This window comes from Citrobacter sp. Cpo037, from assembly GCF_030332945.1.
In the GTDB taxonomy this organism is placed as follows: domain Bacteria; phylum Pseudomonadota; class Gammaproteobacteria; order Enterobacterales; family Enterobacteriaceae; genus Citrobacter; species Citrobacter portucalensis.
In genome coordinates, this window is sequence record NZ_JAOWGW010000046.1 from 22,739 (window position 1) to 39,581 (window position 16,843).

The following is a 16,843-nucleotide window of genomic DNA, read 5'->3' on the forward strand; positions in this document are numbered from 1 at the left end:
TTGGGGGTTTGTTACAGCATCCTGATTTAGCGGCGAGCGCAGAGCTTGTTAAATCCCGCTTTTATAGTCGGGCTTTAGTCGCAGGAGTAATAGAGAGAGAGGGATTAACAATGATTAGTCAATAAAAAAGGGAACCAGAAAACAGGCTCCCCATTTTAACTAGGTCTTCCTAAGCTCTCTCAGCTTATCCATTATTTTATTAAATTCTTCTGTAAACTTTCTGTGATCTCTTTCTTCTGCTTCTTGCAGAATACGCTCTGCTTCAATCCTTCTTGCTTCAATCAATCTCTGTTCTCGTTCTTTGATCTGAATCTTCAATCTCTGTTCAAATTCTGTTATGTCGATGGAAGCAACAATCACCGGATTCTCTAATAGTTGGTAGAGTGGGGAAAATAAATCTGAATACTGATCTACAGCGTCTTCTGGCGGGGGTGAACGATAGAAGGTTAAACCTTTTCTCCATCGTGATAGTTGTGCATAGTTCAGCTTAGGTTTCTTGCCTGTACCTTCATACGCCTCTTTCACAGCATCTAACACAGCGGCAGGTTTTACGTCCTTGCTTATCTTTAACGCTTCTTTCATTCGGCGTTCTTGTGGCTGTGTGCTGTCTCCGAGTAAGATCAGATTTACGTTCTTCATTGTCTACCCTTAAATGATTAAGGAAGCATGATAATACACACAGCCTATTGTGTTCAATCTGATGGCTTCCAATTAGGAAAGATAGCTATCATCATATCTATTGCTTTCTGTTTTGCCTGTGTTGCTGCTTTCTCTGCAAAGGCTTTTAGTTCAGCTTGTGATTCTTCTTCGATACGTTCGACGATACCCGCAAAAATGGCTTTCTGATTGTCTTCTGAAGCGATAGACGCAATAACCTGATTCTGTTCTTGTGATGCTCTTAGTTGCTCTGTAAGACGAGCAACTTCTTCCTTTAGCTTTTCCTCTGTGCTCTTACTAGTGTGTTGCTGTGATCGTACGGGAAATTCTCTGAGGTCATCGGTAAAAAACTTGTTTAACCATCGTTCTTGTAAGCGGCAACCAGCTGCAGCATTTAACCATTTGAGGAAAAAACGGAGGTTTACATGACCTTCTTTTACAGCATAACGTAGTTTTTCTAACTCAATACTTCGTTGAACCGAAACACCTGTTTCATTGTTAGGCTTCTTAAATGGTTCAAGATCAATAAGTTCTAAAAAATCTGCTGCTGTTAAATCTGACATAATTATTTCCTCTAAAAAAGGCTGGATTAGTCCAGCCTTATTATTTTTAAAGGTACAAAACTGTACTCTTTCTTAGGCATTCCAATACAAGATGACGCTATCGCCGTGTCCATCGCGGTACACAGTGGTCGTTGGTGTTACATCAGAAGATGGTGTAACAGGGGTTACGATTGATGCCGGGACAACATGAACAACGACAGGTGGATTTACTGGAGTTGCCGGTGTGATTGGCGTTTCTGGGGTTACATGAACAACTACCGCAGGGGTAACATGAATTACCACTGGAGTGGGTTGTGGTGCTGGTTGATAGTTGGTGATCGTTTTCACTTCACCTGTTTTCAGGTTAGCCGCTTTTTCTCCGTAATAAGTGGGTCCAAAGTTACCGATTGTTGCAATCCCAAGACTATTAACTGAATGCTCAAAACCGTATTGGCCATCTCGAGTGATGCCTTTGTTCCAACCAAATCCAACATCTTCGTTACCAATATAACCCGCAGTGTGAACGTGAGTATAATCGCCATCTTTCACAGCTACAGTGTGAGAGCGTTGGGTTGGAGAAACAACGTTGTAGCCAATACGCGTAAGCTCGTCATTATGAATGACGTGGGCGGAGTAGGCTGCATTAGCTACGTCATTGTAAGCATGAACGCTGCCATAGGTGTTTACACCATCATTGTAAGCATGAACATTCAGACCACCAACACCTTCATCATAGCTATGAATCGACATTGCTGTTTCGGTGCCATTGGTTACAGCTACGCTATGAGAACGCATATCAGCAGACACAACAGTTGATGCTTCTTTTGTCACTCCATCACGATTCACTGTGGAGGTACGCATTGCACCATCCTTGCTGATTGTCGTTGTCGCGGAATATTGTTCATTAACACCGTTATAGGCAATGTTTTTAGTGACGACACCATCTTTCACACTGATGGAACGTGTCGTGTTGTCAGCGATGGGGTGATCGCTCATATTGATGGAGCCTTTAGAGAATCCTGTGAACCCACCACCTGCATTCATGCGCTCCGCAAAGTGACCACCAAACGAATGACCACTAAAAGCATGACCAATGTTACCAGCATGACCATGACCACCAAAATTGTGACCGCCCATACCGCCATGGCCACCGTGACCATGAGCAAAAGCAGATATTGGAAGAACCATTAATACTGCAACCACTGATTTCTTAAACATTTTAATACTCCGTTTAGGATTAATAGGGAGGTGTCATCATTAATTCTTTATTTATCATTTTGTTTGCCCCTCAATGACTGAATGCTGCCGATTACATAATTAATCGATGCAGTAACAGCTATTAATAAACCTATTTAATTTCCGACATAATTGACGAGGAGGGGGAGCTGGTGGGACCAGCGCACGGGTTGCATTATCATCAAACATAAATATCAACACAACGCTAAGATCAATGCAACACAAGATAAAGCACAAATAGTTAATTGTATGATGATTAATTGTTCTTTTCCTTATGCGTATCTTATGCATGTATTATGCTTTGTATGTGTTCGCTAAGTGTTTCGCCTTTATCTTTTATAAATATGAAAAGTGAACAAAAAATTGAGAAAGTAATGATGTGTTTCAGTGTGTTATGTTGTGATTCATAATAAGATAAGACAGATGATCGTGACTGATCGTTATGTCGTAAAGCAGTCTGCGATTGTGAAGTGTAGAAAGAATGACTCGGACACAATAGAGGTGATCATCGGCATGTGATGATTCATCATTTGAGGAACCGCGCAAAGCGTTTCGCACGCAGCAACAAATAATGTGGGGGTAAGAAGGGAGAGTGAGAACTATTATTTTCGATTAATAAGCGTTAACCATGATATCCCGATAATCCTTTATCAGGATATTCATAGTCCGATATTTTCCGATGCCAGCGACGGGTATAACGTTACCCCATCAGCATCCAGGTAGCCGGCACAGCAGCAACAAGCAGCAGGCCGATCAGCGCCATCTCCTGGCGTTTTAATACGTTTTCATGCGTGTGCGTTTTACGGGCATAAAGGAAAACCAACAGCCCTGGCGCATACAACACCACAGACAGCAACAGATGCATCGGACCTGACGCATACAATAACCATATGCCATAAATACTCGCGCCGATACCGACAGCCTTATGAATTGGACGGGTGGCAATTTTTAACAGAAATGCGCCGACCAGCAAATAGGGCACCAGAATCATCTCTGAGGCGATAGTCAGTAACGTATTGTAGTCTGAGCCTGTGAGCCAGATTAGCACAAGGCAGATTTGTACACAGATGTTGGTTAGCCACAGCGATGCCGATGGCGCACCCTGTGCATTCTGTCGCGCAAAAATACGCGGAAACGCTTTGTGCGTGGAGGCGAGGAACGGCACTTCCGCCGCCATAATCGTCCAGCTTAAATAGGCCCCGCACACGGAAACAATCAGACCCGCAGCAATAATAATTTCGCCCCATGGCCCCATCATTTTAACCATCAGACCGGCCATTGATGGATTGCGGATCTCCGCCAGTTCTGGCCGCGCGACAACGCCGAGAGATAGCAGGGTGACTAACAGGTAAACGCCCAGTGCGGCGAGTACAGCCAACAGCGTGGCGCGACCTACATCGCGTTTATTTCTGGCGCGGGCAGATACCACCACCGCGCCTTCCACACCGATGAAAACCCACAGGGTGATGAGCATGGTATTTTTGACCTGCTCCCAGACAGGCACGCCCAACGCGACGCCGGTAAAATCGAGAGTAAAGGTGTCGAGCTTGAACAGCATGAACGCCAGCACGATAAACAGGCCTAGCGGTAGTAGTTTTGCCAGAGTAGCAACCAGGTTAATGCTGGCCGCGGTTTGTACTCCCCGCAACACTAGAAAATGGACTATCCATAACAGTACCGATGCGCCGACAATCGACTGCCAGGTATTACCGTCGCCGAACAGACGTGATTCCGGTGTGTCGGTAAAGAAACTGAGCGCAGAGAAGACGATGACCAGATACGAAACGTTAGCGATAACAGCGCACAGCCAGTATCCCCACGCAGAGCAGAAGCCAATCAACTCGCCGAAACCTTCACGTGCATAGGTGAAGATGCCGCCGTCCAGTTCAGGACGGATACGCGTCAGGATCAGCATAGCAAAGGCGAGCAAAAGAATACCCGCACCGGTAATCGCCCAACCAATCAGTAACGCAGCCGGGCTGGCTACTGCCGCCATATTTTGTGGCAGGCTGAAAACGCCAGCGCCGAGCATTGAGCTTAAAACCAGCGCGGTCAGTGCGCTCAGACCCAATTTCTTTTCCATTTGTATCCAGTTACAAAAACGAGAGTGAGAGAATAATTATTTTGGCAAACCGCATAAAAATGGTGAAAGCCACTAAGGCGCGGGATTTTACGGAGAGAAGAGAACGCATGCAATGGGGATAGAGAGATTTGTGACTAATAGTGTGAAAAGTTGTCTTAATACTGCTGTTTTTGTTTTGTCTGGAAACAGAACTGCGCGAAATTATCAGGTCTACAAGGACTGTAGACCTGATAAGGCATTGGGTATTACTTATACAGATCGGCGCTGATCGTCACGTTGTTACCACGTTCTGACCACTGGCGGGTAATGTGATAGTACTTCGCGCCTTTCTTCGCTGCGCGTTTTGCTACCTGATAAGAGACTTCCGTCATGTTGCCGTAGTTACCGGTGAACTTGATGCTGTCGAACGGTACCATCATGGCGGCGGTCGCTTTGTTCAGCTCTTCAACTTTGGTTCCATCCGGTAGCGTGACAGTGTAACGTCCGCCTTTGGTGGATTGCGTTTCGAAGAAGCGGCCGACTTCAGCACTCGGAGAAGCGGTAGTTGCTACGCCCGGGATCTCAACTTTCTTCGCGGCTTCGCCACCTGCTGCTAATGCGGCACGACCAGCATCTGAATCTGCTGGGATCGCATCAGGGCTTTGTACAATGCGTTTTTTCGCATCAGCTTTATAGATGAATGCAGTAATACGCTGGTTGCCGCCCTGGTTGGCATCGACCTGACGCACGATATAGAAGGAGTAAGCACCTTTCTCTTTCGCTGCTTTGGTGATGGCATCGTTTACTTCAGGCTGGCTACGGTAGAAACCTTGCACTGTAACGGTGTCGTAAGGTTCTATCAGAACGGCTTGATCTTTTGGCAATTCCATAACGCCGTTAATGACACGGTTTTTTGACGCTTCCGCTTTTTCAGCGTCGGCTTTATAGACGTCGGCAACAACGCGCCAGTTACCGCCGCTGCCAAAATCTGAGGTATCAACAACATAAAAGGAGGCTGCACCGTCTTTATCTGCACGGCGCGAAACGGCAGCAACCGCATCACCGATAGCATTAAAACGACCGGTGACCACAATGCGGTCATAGGGTTTCAGGGCAGCCGCTTGCTCCGGCGTCAATTCTGTCGCTGCATTTACAGAAAAAGCAGTCGCAGAAATTAGTGCGGACGCCAGGAGAGTGTTCTTAAGCTTCATAAAAATAATCCTTCGCCTTGCGCAAACCAGGTACTGGTATTGTTATTGACTAGAAACGTCGCTGATTATTGCATTTAAATTGTGTCAGTGTCTGCGTCATTTTTCACTCATCGTGTCACGTTAGGTAACAACAGGGATAACATTTTGTGATATGCCGAAAATTTCGGCGTTTGGTGACCAAAACTGATAAAGCAGTTGAATTTCATAAGTTAATTTAATGTTAATCAATTGTTTTTGACAGGTAGGTAATCATGTTTTGCCGCTTCGCTTGAGCGAATTATCAGCCTTTGTGGGCTATTTTTAGGGCATTTTATCTGTCTGAGGTTCGATTCATCTCTATTTCGCGAATTTCATAATAAATACTGTTTTTTGGCGCTAGATCACAGGCGTCATTTTCAGTAGGTTATACAGAGTTTGTTACTGTTTTATTTTATTGAGGTAACACTGACCTCTCTCGAGAGTGCGCGCATGCCTCGTGCGAACATTGATAAACCATCATCATAATTACAGATGGAAGGGAACATTATGCGAATTGGCATACCAAGAGAACGGTTAACCAATGAAACCCGCGTTGCAGCCACGCCGAAGACGGTTGAGCAGCTGCTTAAGTTAGGTTTCAGCGTCGCGGTTGAAAGCGGCGCAGGTCAACTGGCGAGTTTTGACGATAAGGCGTTTGTTCAAGCAGGCGCAGAAATTGTTGATGAAAATGCAGTCTGGAAGTCAGAGATTATCCTGAAGGTCAATGCGCCGGAGGAGGCGGAAATTCCGTTACTCAATCCGGGCACGACGTTGGTGAGTTTTCTTTGGCCCGCGCAAAACCCTGAGCTGCTGCAAAAACTTGCAGAGCGCAACGTGACAGTTATGGCGATGGACTCCGTGCCGCGTATTTCACGCGCACAGTCGCTGGATGCCTTAAGCTCGATGGCGAACATCGCCGGGTATCGCGCTATTGTTGAAGCTGCGCATGAATTCGGTCGCTTCTTCACCGGCCAGATCACCGCCGCAGGCAAGGTTCCACCTGCCAAGGTCATGGTGATTGGTGCGGGTGTGGCAGGTCTTGCGGCGATCGGTGCGGCAAACAGCCTGGGCGCTATCGTGCGTGCTTTTGATACCCGTCCGGAAGTGAAGGAACAAGTGCAGAGTATGGGCGCAGAGTTCCTTGAACTGGACTTTAAAGAAGAAGCGGGCAGCGGCGATGGCTATGCCAAAGTGATGTCCGAAGCGTTCATCAAAGCCGAAATGGAACTCTTCGCCGCGCAGGCGAAAGACGTCGACATTATCGTTACCACTGCGCTGATCCCGGGCAAACCGGCCCCGAAACTGATCACCCGTGAAATGGTCGATTCGATGAAAGCGGGCAGCGTAATTGTCGATCTTGCCGCGCAAAACGGCGGTAACTGCGAATATACCGTACCTAATCAGGTGACCACCACCGAGAACGGGGTGAAGGTTATCGGCTATACCGATCTGCCTGGCCGTTTGCCAACGCAATCTTCCCAGTTGTACGGCACGAACCTCGTCAACCTGCTCAAACTGTTGTGCAAAGAGAAAGACGGCAATATCACTGTCGATTTTGACGACGTGGTTGTGCGTGGTGTCACGGTGGTTCGCGAGGGTGAAATCACCTGGCCTGCGCCGCCGATCCAGGTTTCTGCTCAGCCGCAGGCAGCGCCAAAAGCCGCACCTGCGCCGAAAGAAGAGAAAAAACCTGTCTCTCCGTGGCGCAAATATGCGCTGATGGCGCTGGTAGTGATTTTGTTTGGCTGGCTCGCCGACGTCGCGCCGAAAGAGTTCCTTGGTCACTTTACGGTGTTCGCGCTTTCCTGCGTGGTGGGTTACTACGTGGTCTGGAATGTGTCACATGCGTTGCATACTCCGCTGATGTCTGTGACTAACGCCATCTCGGGGATTATCGTGGTTGGGGCGTTATTGCAAATTGGCCAGGGTGGCTGGGTGAGTTTCCTGAGCTTTATCGCGGTGCTTATTGCCAGCATTAATATTTTCGGTGGCTTCACCGTGACTCAGCGCATGCTGAAAATGTTCCGGAAAAACTAAGGGGTAACATATGTCTGGAGGATTAGTTACAGCTGCATACATTGTTGCCGCGATCCTGTTTATTTTTAGTCTGGCGGGGCTTTCGAAACACGAAACCTCTCAGCAGGGTAACAACTACGGCATCGCCGGGATGGCGATTGCGCTGATTGCCACGATTTTTGGTCCGGATACCGGCAACGTTGCGTGGATCCTGGTGGCGATGATCATTGGCGGCGCGATTGGTATTCGTCTGGCGAAGAAAGTCGAAATGACCGAGATGCCGGAGCTGGTGGCAATTCTGCACAGCTTCGTCGGTCTGGCTGCGGTACTGGTGGGTTTCAACAGCTACCTGTATCACGATACGGGCCTGGAGCCAATTCTGGTGAACATTCACCTGACGGAAGTGTTCCTGGGTATCTTCATCGGTGCGGTGACCTTTACCGGTTCTGTGGTGGCGTTTGGCAAACTGCGCGGCAAGATCTCCTCTAAACCGCTGATGCTGCCGAATCGTCACAAAATGAACCTGGCGGCGCTGGTTGTTTCTTTCCTGCTGCTGGTGGTGTTTGTTCGTACCGAAAGCGTGGGCCTGCAGGTTCTGGCACTGTTGGTGATGACCATTATTGCACTGGCCTTTGGCTGGCATCTGGTGGCCTCCATCGGCGGTGCGGATATGCCGGTTGTCGTGTCAATGCTTAACTCCTATTCAGGATGGGCGGCGGCGGCAGCGGGCTTCATGCTGAGCAACGATCTGCTGATCGTTACCGGTGCGCTGGTCGGTTCTTCTGGTGCGATCCTGTCTTACATTATGTGTAAGGCGATGAACCGTTCATTCTTCAGCGTTATTGCGGGTGGCTTTGGTTCTGACGGTTCTTCTACCGGGTCTGATGAAGAAGTGGGTGAACATCGTGAGATTACTGCGGAAGACACAGCAGAAATGCTGAAGAACTCGCACTCCGTGATCATCACCCCGGGTTACGGCATGGCAGTGGCTCAGGCACAGTATCCGGTCGCGGAAATCACTGAGAAACTGCGCGCGCGCGGCATCAAAGTGCGTTTTGGTATTCACCCGGTAGCAGGGCGCTTACCAGGTCATATGAACGTGCTGCTGGCGGAAGCCAAAGTACCTTATGACATCGTGCTGGAAATGGATGAGATCAACGATGATTTCGCCGATACCGATACAGTGCTGGTCATTGGTGCCAACGACACGGTAAACCCGGCGGCGCAGGATGACCCGCGCAGCCCAATCGCCGGCATGCCGGTACTGGAAGTGTGGAAAGCGCAGAACGTCATCGTGTTCAAACGTTCGATGAACACCGGCTATGCAGGTGTGCAGAACCCGCTGTTCTTTAAAGATAACACCCATATGCTGTTTGGTGATGCCAAAGCTAGCGTGGATGCGATCCTGAAAGCGCTGTAATTGCCAGTAAAAGTAAGACGGCCTCTGCGGAGGCCGTTTTTTTAAACATCCAGTTTACGCTGGGTGATCCATTCCACACGAGCCGGATCGCGATGCGAGAAGAACGCGCTGGTTCCGCTGTCCATCGCGGCAATTTGCGTCATCTCTTCCGCCGTTAGGGCAAAGTCCAGCACCTGAATATTCTCGGCCATCCGCGCTTTACGCACGGTTTTCGCCAGCGAAATAATCCCACGTTGATAAATCCAGCGCAGCACGACTTGACCAACGCTTTTGCCATATTTTTCACCAATAGCCGATAAGACTGGGTTCTGAAACAGGTCATTGCGTCCTTCAGCGAACGGTGCCCAGGCTTGCGGTTGAATATTCCGGCTCTGCATCCAGGCTACTGCATGCGGCTGCTGATGAAAAGGATTCACCTCAATTTGGTTAACGGCTGGGATAATGCGATTGAAAGCGATTAAATCCGCCAGACGATCCGGATGAAAGTTACTCACGCCAATCGCGCGGATTTTCCCTTCTTCATATAATTCTTCCATCGCACGCCAGGCACCGTGCACATCACCATAGGGCTGATGAATCAAATAAAGGTCAATATAATCCAGTTGAAGCCGTTGCAGAGAACGTGCGAATTGCGCCTTTGCGCCTGCATAGTTGGTATCCTGTAACCACAGTTTGGTAGTCACAAAAAGCGCCTCGCGGGGGACTCCGCTTTGCTTAAGTGCGTTGCCGACCTGAGTTTCATTCTGGTAGGAGGCAGCGGTATCAATCAGGCGATATCCTGTATCAATGGCATCCCGTACGGCTTGCTCACATTCGCTGGCATCGGTCATTTGATAAACGCCAAATCCGAGCAGGGGCATCTCAACACCGTTATTCAAAACTGTTGTATTCATTGGGTTCTCCTGAGCATCATCGTTGCATTGGCTGCAGATTAGCAAATCTGTGTTGATACGATTAGTCTGTGAAATTTGCATGGACCTATGAGTAGAATTCATTTCTGAAAGGTAATTGTTGGAAGTCAGTCACCAAATATGACGCCTATGATTTCACCATTCATGATTTCAGTTCATAAACTCATGCGGTTTTAACCGTCTAATCACGGCAATACGTTGTCTATATACTGCGACCTGACTTTTTAGAACATGACAGGGCACTATGCATACACGTGAACATGCCTCACCGGTAACTACCGCAAGCCAGACCGGTCTTACTTTTATTCTGATCCTCAGTGGCCTGATGGCCTTTACATCGCTTTCTACCGATATTTATCTTCCAGCAATGCCGACGATGGCCGAGGATTTACATGGCAATGTTGAGCTGACGATTACTGGTTTCTTAATTGGTTTTACTATCGCACAGTTGATTTGGGGGCCGATTAGCGATCATATGGGGCGGCGTAAGCCGCTGTTTATCGGCATGGTGCTATTTATCATTGGTTCCGCAGGGTGTGCGCTGTCTACAAGCATCACGCAAATTGTTTTCTGGCGGGTATTTCAGGCGCTTGGAGCCTGTACCGGGCCTATGCTGGCGCGAGCGATGATCCGCGATCTCTTTGCACGTACTCGTGCGGCGCAAATGCTCTCAACCCTGGTGTTGGTTATGGCGATTGCGCCAATCGCCGGACCGTTGATTGGCGGGCAAATTATTCGCCTGAGCACCTGGCACTCTATTTTTTGGCTGCTGGTGGTGATTGGTGCGCTGATGTTTATCTCCCTAAACTGGCTGCCCGAAACATTGCCGGAAGATAAACGGGTGAAAGCATCTTTGGCTGGCGCATTTCGTAATTACCGTTCGTTGTTAACGAATGGGCGTTTTATGCGCTATACCCTGAGCCTGACGTTTTATTACGTCGGTGCGTACGCGTTTATTACCGGGTCACCGTTTGTTTATATTAGCTATTACCATGTTGATCCACAGCATTACGGCTGGTTGTTTGCGCTAAACATTATCGGTGTTATGGCGATGAGCGTGGTTAACCGCCGTCTGGTGCAACGGCACGCTCTGGAACAGCTGCTGAAATATGCGACGCTGCTGGCGGCGCTGGCTGCGGTTGTGCTTGCGCTGCTGGTTAAGCTGGAATCAGGTGGCGTCGTTGCCATTATCATCACTGTTTTTCTGTTTTTCTCGATGAATGGCATTATTGCTGCAACGTCGACTGCTGCGGCGTTGGATGCGGTACCGAACATTGCGGGTTCAGCTTCGGCGCTGATTGGCGCGTTGCAATATGGCAGCGGTATTATCTCATCGTTGCTGCTGGCCGCCTTCAGTGATGGCACGCCCTGGACCATGGCGTGGATAATAGCGTTATTTACGCTGTTAAGCGCCGTTTTGGCTTTTCGCGCGAAACGATAAAGGAAATGCCCCGCGATGGCGGGGCGAAAACTCATTCTTTGTTCAGATCGCTAAGCAGCACGGCAATGCTTTGACCGCCATTGGTTTGTTCAAGCGCGATTTTCACGATGATGGTCAGCGGCACAGAAAGTAGCATCCCCACAGGACCGAGCAACCAGCCCCAGAAGATCAACGACAAAAATACCACTAGCGTAGACAGCCCCAGCCCGCGGCCCATGATCCGCGGCTCGAGGATATTTCCGAATACCAGGTTGATGACCAGATAGCCTGCCAGAACCACCAGCGCATCGTAAAGGCCGCTGAATGCCAGCACCTGAGCAATAGGGGGAATGGCCGCCAATACCGAACCGATATTAGGGATGTAGTTCAGGGCGAAGGCCAGTAATCCCCAGACAAAGGCAAAGCGCACATCCAATGCAGCAAGCATGCCCCAGGCGACCAACCCGGTCACAATGCTGATTGCCGTTTTAAGCACCAGATAGTGGGAGACGCTGTCGATGGCGCGTTGAATCGCCGCCATACCTTCAATGGGGCGACTCATCATTTGTTTGAGTTTGTTGGGCAGTTGCGGTACTTCCAGCAGCATAAAAACTACCGTCAGTAGCAGTAAAAATATCGATGACATAGCATTTGAAAGCTGCGCCAGTAAATTGGTCACCAGCGTCATTGCCGCGTTCGGATCGATATATTTGACGAGTTCGTCCACGGAAACGCCGATCCCTGCGCGTTGTAACCATGGTTCAAGATTTTTCAGTGGGATAACCAGTGAAGAGCGATATTGCGGTAGCGTTCGCGCAAGTTCATTTAAGGATGTACCTAAATACGCCAACAGCAGCACCATTAACATTACAATAATAACGATAAGCAATGACACCGCAATTACGCGCGGTATGCGAAGCTTGACCATCCGCTGCACAACGGGATTGAGCACAACGGCTATAAATAACGCCAGAATAAAGGGGACGATGATATCTGCGGCAAAGCGAATACCGCTCAGGATGATAACCAGCATGCCCAGCATAATGACTATTTTTAGACCGTTAAGCGTGATGATCGGTTTCGCCATGTGTATTCCCGCATTTTTCATTTTTGAATCTGCATAATAATGTGATTTGCGTCGAGCCGTTATAACAAAAATCAAACGGGGCAGGTAAAGAAGTGAAAAGACTTTGAGTTCGTCTTGAAGCTATGATACAAATCATCTGTGTTTAACTACCGAGGACAATTATCATCCGCGATGATGAGAAGCAACACTGCGGATAATTGTAATATTATGGACAATATGTTCAGGATGTTTTTGCGTTTACCTACACTTCTTCGTACCTCCTCCACTTTCTTGCTTGCGGGTGAGCAACACTGGCGCAACGCGCTTTAGTCCCTTCTTCTGCCTGAGCTGGCGCTGTGCGCTTAGCTAACTAATTTTATTTTTTGGTTTACTGCATGCAGTAGGCCTAAAGGACTATATTCTCAAGCAGGAGAAGCATCATGTTTTACTGGATATTATTAGGTCTGGCCATCGCGGCTGAAATTACTGGCACGCTGTCAATGAAATGGGCAAGCGTCGGTCATGGTAATTCGGGCTTTATTTTAATGCTGGTAATGATCGCCTTATCGTATATTTTTCTCAGTTTCGCCGTTAAAAAAATTGCCCTTGGTGTGGCCTATGCCTTGTGGGAAGGTATCGGTATTTTATTTATTACGCTGTTTAGTGTGTTGTTATTTGACGAAACCTTGTCCACGATGAAAGTGGCTGGACTGGTCTCGCTGGTATTAGGCATTGTGCTGATCAAGTCTGGTACTCGAAAACCTGCCAAAACGAGCAAAGAGGTGACCCATGCAGCAGTTTGAGTGGGTTCATGGTGCTTGGCTTGGCATGGCCATCGTGCTGGAAATAGTCGCTAACGTCTTTTTGAAGTTTTCAGATGGATTTCGCCGCAAGATTTATGGCGTGCTGTCGCTGGCTGCCGTGTTAGCGGCCTTTAGCGCGCTGTCGCAGGCGGTAAAAGGTATTGACCTTTCTGTTGCCTACGCCTTGTGGGGCGGGTTTGGGATTGCTGCGACGTTAGCGGCTGGTTGGGTGTTGTTTGGTCAGCGCCTGAATAACAAAGGCTGGATTGGCGTGGCGCTGTTGCTGGCCGGAATGGTGATGATTAAACTTGCCTGATATCCGTGCTGCCCGTTAATGCGGGCAGCATGTGTTACTCCTTCGCCAACGCTTCCAGCTTATCGCGAAAGCCGGTCACGGATATGGCGCGATTATCGGCTCGCCAGCGATCTTTCGCCGCTGGAGCGGAGCTTTGTACGCCAATCAACTGCCAGCCTGAATCTGTCTTCAGCATCAACGGTGAACCGCTGTCGCCCGGGAGCGTGTCGCACTGGTGTGACAAGACGGTATTCTGCGCCCAGCCGGTCACTACACAATCCTGATGGGTGTACAAATCGTCCAGATGATCTTCCGGATAGCCCGACTGTGTGACTTTGCGATCGGCGGTTTTCAACGCCGCGGTTAACGCCGCTTTATCACCTTCAAATAATGGTAGGGGCGTGATTCCGGAAGGCGGGTAACGCAGCACCACCAGACCAAAATCCCACGGGGCTGCTGATGGCGGCACAATCCATCCATCTCCATCGGCTTTTAAACGTTTACCAAGTGAGGGATCAACCCGTCCTTCGATTCCATGGATTTCATAGCGCCAGACACCCTTTTTCGACACAAAGCGTAACGCGACGGCTTTATCCGGTTTGCCTTTCGGTGGAGCGAGCAAGCAGTGTCCTGCAGTCAGGGCCAGATGCGGTGAAATGAGCGTGGCGGTACACAGATTACCGCTGGCGGTTTCCAGTTGCCCAATAGCGTCCCATGGTGATTGCGTTGGATCAGTCACTTTTGTGCGATCGTCATGACCAAAAAACAGCGTTTTTATGTTTTCTGCTTCAGCGGTGGTCGTTGCTGGCTGATCCGCATGCGCAACAACGGGAAAAAAACAAATTGAGCCCAGTAATACAGCAATGGTTTTATGCATATCACACTCTGGTGGGGAATTATGATTATAAACAGCAAACCCTCAGTTAATACTATAGACGGGACGGCGAGAAAGTGGGAGTAAAATCAGATAACTACACTCAGGAAAGATAAAAATGCATGGCGATGAGGGCGCAAATTATCAGAGTAATAAGAATGAACTCAAAGCGGTAATGTGACACCATTTTACCCTCCGAAAGGCGGCGCTACATCAGGTCGATCTAGCGCCGTATGCTATGGCGTGGGGGACGCCATAGTGACTACAAATGCGTTATGCTGCAGGTTGAGCTGCTGGTTTAGCGGTGTCGTGTTTTACGGCTTTTTTGGTGTGTTTTTTAGCGGCCTGAGCTTTCTGCTCTGGTGCTTTTTGTTCTGCTGCTGGCTTGGTTGCCGCTTTTTTGGTGTGTTTTTTAGCAGCCTGAGCTTTTTGCTCTGGCGCTTTTTGTTCTACAGCCGGTTTAGTGGTGGATTTTTTAGCGTGTTTCTTGGCAGCCTGCGCTTTCTGCGGCGCTGCTTTGTGCTGTTTTTTATGATGCGTGGTTTTTGCCGGCGCTGCTTTGGTGGTTGCAGCAGCAGTCGGAGCGGTAGTAGCAGTTGTCTCAGCAGCAAACGCGGCAGAAGACAGACCCATAGCAGCGGCAACAACCAGAGCTAATACTTTTTTCATTCTCATACCCTCGATTTGGTTTTTCATTCAACCCCACTGCGGGGCCGTTGAAATAACTATATCGCTGTAATCAGAGGGCTTCCGTGAGTCATTGGTTTCGGCGTGTAACGATATGTACAATGACTCACGGTATGAGATTACAAATAGCGGGTTTCCAGATGAGCGCGGAAATAACGGCTGCTGAGCGGTTCGCCGGTGGCCTGGGTAATAAGCTGTTCAGTGGTAAAACGGCTGCCATGCTGCCAGATATTCTGACGTAGCCAGTCAAACAGGGGACCAAACTCACCTTGTGCAATAGACTGATTCAAATCAGGCAATGCGCGGTTAGCGGCACTGAACAACTGCGCCGCATACATGGCGCCCAGGGTGTAGGAAGGGAAGTAGCCAAAGCCGCCATCGGTCCAGTGAATATCCTGCATACAGCCGTTACGATAGTTTCCGATCGTTGACAGCCCCAACCAGGACTGCATTTTTTCGTTCCACAATGCCGGGATATCATCCACTTCAATATCGCCATTAATAAGCGCACGTTCGATTTCATAACGCAGGATCACGTGAGCGGGATAGCTTACCTCGTCGGCATCAACACGGATAAACCCGGGCTTGACCTGCTGGTTCCAGGCGATGAAATTGCTTTCTTCAAACGCTGCCTGATCGCCAAAGTGGCGCGTTACAGTCGGAATCAACCGCATCAGAAAGGCTTTACTGCGTCCCAGCTGCATCTCAAAGAACAGACTCTGGGACTCATGAATGGCGGTTGAGCGTGCCAGAGCAATAGGTTGCCCAGACCAGCTGCGTGGCAGGTTTTGCTCGTAGCGCGCGTGACCGGTTTCATGGATCACGCCAAACAGCGCGCTGAGTAATTCGTTTTCATCATAGCGGGTGGTAATGCGAACATCTTCTGGTACGCCGCCACAGAAAGGATGTGCACTGATATCCAGCCGACCAGCGGTAAAGTCGAAACCGAGTTGTGCCATCGTTTCAAGGCCCAGCTTCCGCTGGATTGCGGTTGGGAAAGGACCCACCGGGGCAATGAGCGACTGCTGAGACTGCTTTGCCACCACCTTGTTTAGCAGATCGGGCAGCCAGCTTTTAACGTCTGCGAAAAGGACATCCAACTGAGCGCTGGTCATTCCTGGTTCAAAGATGTCCAGTAGCGCGTCATACGGCGAACAACCTTTAGCTTCTGCGCGCAGTCGGGCTTCTTCGCGGCTGTACTTCACAACCTCTTTCAGGTTATCGGAAAATCCTTCCCAGTCATTAGCTGGTCGCTGGCTACGCCAGGCATGTTCACAGCGACTTCCCGCAAGAGATTTTGCTTCTACCAACGATTCGGGCAACAAGGATGCTTGGTGATGCAATCGCGACATTTCGCGCAGGTTCGCCTGTTCTACATCGTTGAGATCTTCCCGTTGCGCTGCGGCGATCCACGTTGCCACTTTCGGGTCAGTTAACAGTTGGTGTTCAAGCACGCTCAGCTCGGCCAACGCTTCGCCTCGGGCTTTACTGCCTCCTGGCGGCATCATGGTAAACATGTCCCAACTGGCGATTGCCGAGAGATGGGAGAAGCGAGAGAGCCGCTGGAACGTGCGGGTGAGCTGATGGTAATTATCATTGTTACTCATTTTTTGTTCTCGTTCTGT

General features: G+C 49.2%; 17 protein-coding genes. 6 read left to right on the forward strand and 11 right to left on the reverse strand.

Annotation, left to right across the window (positions count from 1 at the left end):
- Positions 1-159: 159 nt before the first annotated feature.
- The 5 genes from OGX94_RS06135 to ydgH form a co-directional block, all read right to left on the reverse strand.
- Complete coding sequence (locus OGX94_RS06135; RefSeq protein ID WP_003832848.1) at positions 160-639, reverse strand: hypothetical protein; 480 nt, start codon at positions 637-639, stop codon at positions 160-162.
- 53 nt (positions 640-692) lie between these two features.
- Positions 693-1,220 carry a hypothetical protein gene (locus OGX94_RS06140; RefSeq protein ID WP_257661712.1) on the reverse strand — a complete coding sequence of 176 codons (528 nt, stop codon included), beginning with the start codon at positions 1,218-1,220 and terminating at the stop codon, positions 693-695.
- A gap of 72 nt (positions 1,221-1,292) precedes the next feature.
- Positions 1,293-2,417, reverse strand: a complete 1,125-nt coding sequence (locus tag OGX94_RS06145) for a hypothetical protein (protein ID WP_193133981.1) — start codon at positions 2,415-2,417, stop codon at positions 1,293-1,295.
- Between the two features lie 718 nt (positions 2,418-3,135).
- Positions 3,136-4,518 carry an amino acid permease gene (locus tag OGX94_RS06150; protein WP_257661713.1) on the reverse strand — a complete coding sequence of 461 codons (1,383 nt, stop codon included), beginning with the start codon at positions 4,516-4,518 and terminating at the stop codon, positions 3,136-3,138.
- Between the two features lie 245 nt (positions 4,519-4,763).
- Positions 4,764-5,708 (reverse strand): DUF1471 family protein YdgH, encoded by a 945-nt coding sequence (gene ydgH, locus OGX94_RS06155; RefSeq protein WP_003832856.1) that lies wholly within the window; start codon positions 5,706-5,708, stop codon positions 4,764-4,766.
- A gap of 525 nt (positions 5,709-6,233) precedes the next feature.
- Between ydgH and pntA the strand changes: the two genes are divergently transcribed.
- Both pntA and pntB read left to right on the forward strand, forming a co-directional pair.
- Positions 6,234-7,763 (forward strand): Re/Si-specific NAD(P)(+) transhydrogenase subunit alpha, encoded by a 1,530-nt coding sequence (gene pntA / locus OGX94_RS06160; protein WP_257661714.1) that lies wholly within the window; start codon positions 6,234-6,236, stop codon positions 7,761-7,763.
- 10 nt (positions 7,764-7,773) lie between these two features.
- The gene (gene pntB, locus OGX94_RS06165) at positions 7,774-9,162 is read left to right on the forward strand and encodes a Re/Si-specific NAD(P)(+) transhydrogenase subunit beta (protein ID WP_003832859.1); all 1,389 of its coding nucleotides are present in this window, start codon (positions 7,774-7,776) and stop codon (positions 9,160-9,162) included.
- 41 nt (positions 9,163-9,203) lie between these two features.
- Here the strand turns inward: pntB and OGX94_RS06170 are convergent, their stop codons facing one another.
- A complete protein-coding gene (locus OGX94_RS06170; protein ID WP_063941566.1) occupies positions 9,204-10,055 on the reverse strand; it encodes an aldo/keto reductase in 852 nt (283 codons plus the stop codon).
- 262 nt (positions 10,056-10,317) lie between these two features.
- Here OGX94_RS06170 and OGX94_RS06175 point away from each other — a divergent pair, with 262 nt between their 5' ends.
- Positions 10,318-11,514, forward strand: a complete 1,197-nt coding sequence (locus OGX94_RS06175; protein WP_257661715.1) for a multidrug effflux MFS transporter — start codon at positions 10,318-10,320, stop codon at positions 11,512-11,514.
- A 31-nt stretch (positions 11,515-11,545) separates the two neighbouring features.
- On the opposite strand, the gene OGX94_RS06180 is transcribed toward OGX94_RS06175, so the two are convergent.
- Positions 11,546-12,580 (reverse strand): AI-2E family transporter, encoded by a 1,035-nt coding sequence (locus OGX94_RS06180; RefSeq protein WP_003832866.1) that lies wholly within the window; start codon positions 12,578-12,580, stop codon positions 11,546-11,548.
- A 138-nt stretch (positions 12,581-12,718) separates the two neighbouring features.
- On the opposite strand from OGX94_RS06180, the gene OGX94_RS24940 reads away from it, so the two are divergent.
- The 3 genes from OGX94_RS24940 to mdtI all read left to right on the forward strand — a co-directional run bounded on the left by OGX94_RS24940 (position 12,719) and on the right by mdtI (position 13,678).
- Positions 12,719-12,889: a protein YdgV gene (locus tag OGX94_RS24940; protein WP_087050578.1), complete on the forward strand. Its 171-nt coding sequence runs from the start codon at positions 12,719-12,721 to the stop codon at positions 12,887-12,889.
- Positions 12,890-12,996: 107 nt separating this feature from the next.
- Positions 12,997-13,362 carry a multidrug/spermidine efflux SMR transporter subunit MdtJ gene (gene mdtJ, locus OGX94_RS06185; RefSeq protein ID WP_162623449.1) on the forward strand — a complete coding sequence of 122 codons (366 nt, stop codon included), beginning with the start codon at positions 12,997-12,999 and terminating at the stop codon, positions 13,360-13,362.
- A complete protein-coding gene (gene mdtI / locus OGX94_RS06190) occupies positions 13,349-13,678 on the forward strand; it encodes a multidrug/spermidine efflux SMR transporter subunit MdtI (protein ID WP_003832870.1) in 330 nt (109 codons plus the stop codon). Before mdtJ ends, mdtI begins: the two co-directional genes overlap by 14 nt.
- 34 nt (positions 13,679-13,712) lie before the next feature.
- Here mdtI and OGX94_RS06195 read toward each other — a convergent pair whose 3' ends face one another.
- The 4 genes from OGX94_RS06195 to OGX94_RS06205 form a co-directional block, all read right to left on the reverse strand.
- The gene (locus OGX94_RS06195) at positions 13,713-14,534 is read right to left on the reverse strand and encodes a trypsin-like serine peptidase (protein WP_126318161.1); all 822 of its coding nucleotides are present in this window, start codon (positions 14,532-14,534) and stop codon (positions 13,713-13,715) included.
- 100 nt (positions 14,535-14,634) lie between these two features.
- Positions 14,635-14,718 (reverse strand): small membrane protein YdgU, encoded by an 84-nt coding sequence (gene ydgU, locus OGX94_RS24945; RefSeq protein ID WP_049259791.1) that lies wholly within the window; start codon positions 14,716-14,718, stop codon positions 14,635-14,637.
- Between the two features lie 86 nt (positions 14,719-14,804).
- Positions 14,805-15,200, reverse strand: coding sequence for an acid resistance repetitive basic protein Asr (gene asr, locus OGX94_RS06200; RefSeq protein ID WP_048214236.1), 396 nt, complete (start codon positions 15,198-15,200; stop codon positions 14,805-14,807).
- Between the two features lie 137 nt (positions 15,201-15,337).
- Entirely contained in the window at positions 15,338-16,825 is a 1,488-nt protein-coding gene (locus OGX94_RS06205) for a carboxypeptidase M32 (protein ID WP_003832875.1), read from the reverse strand.
- Between the last annotated feature and the right edge of the window lie 18 nt (positions 16,826-16,843).

Excerpts from the sequence above, each read along its gene's own strand:
- OGX94_RS06150 (WP_257661713.1), bottom strand. The coding sequence starts at position 4,518 with ATGGAAAAGAAATTGGGTCTGAGCGCACTGACCGCGCTGGTTTTAAGC.
- OGX94_RS06135 (WP_003832848.1), bottom strand. The coding sequence starts at position 639 with ATGAAGAACGTAAATCTGATCTTACTCGGAGACAGCACACAGCCACAA.
- OGX94_RS06145 (WP_193133981.1), bottom strand. The coding sequence starts at position 2,417 with ATGTTTAAGAAATCAGTGGTTGCAGTATTAATGGTTCTTCCAATATCT.
- OGX94_RS06205 (WP_003832875.1), bottom strand. The coding sequence starts at position 16,825 with ATGAGTAACAATGATAATTACCATCAGCTCACCCGCACGTTCCAGCGG.
- mdtI (WP_003832870.1), top strand. The coding sequence starts at position 13,349 with ATGCAGCAGTTTGAGTGGGTTCATGGTGCTTGGCTTGGCATGGCCATC.
- ydgU (WP_049259791.1), bottom strand. The coding sequence starts at position 14,718 with ATGGTGTCACATTACCGCTTTGAGTTCATTCTTATTACTCTGATAATT.
- OGX94_RS06140 (WP_257661712.1), bottom strand. The coding sequence starts at position 1,220 with ATGTCAGATTTAACAGCAGCAGATTTTTTAGAACTTATTGATCTTGAA.
- OGX94_RS06175 (WP_257661715.1), top strand. The coding sequence starts at position 10,318 with ATGCATACACGTGAACATGCCTCACCGGTAACTACCGCAAGCCAGACC.
- ydgH (WP_003832856.1), bottom strand. The coding sequence starts at position 5,708 with ATGAAGCTTAAGAACACTCTCCTGGCGTCCGCACTAATTTCTGCGACT.
- pntB (WP_003832859.1), top strand. The coding sequence starts at position 7,774 with ATGTCTGGAGGATTAGTTACAGCTGCATACATTGTTGCCGCGATCCTG.
- OGX94_RS06170 (WP_063941566.1), bottom strand. The coding sequence starts at position 10,055 with ATGAATACAACAGTTTTGAATAACGGTGTTGAGATGCCCCTGCTCGGA.
- OGX94_RS06180 (WP_003832866.1), bottom strand. The coding sequence starts at position 12,580 with ATGGCGAAACCGATCATCACGCTTAACGGTCTAAAAATAGTCATTATG.
- OGX94_RS06195 (WP_126318161.1), bottom strand. The coding sequence starts at position 14,534 with ATGCATAAAACCATTGCTGTATTACTGGGCTCAATTTGTTTTTTTCCC.
- pntA (WP_257661714.1), top strand. The coding sequence starts at position 6,234 with ATGCGAATTGGCATACCAAGAGAACGGTTAACCAATGAAACCCGCGTT.
- asr (WP_048214236.1), bottom strand. The coding sequence starts at position 15,200 with ATGAAAAAAGTATTAGCTCTGGTTGTTGCCGCTGCTATGGGTCTGTCT.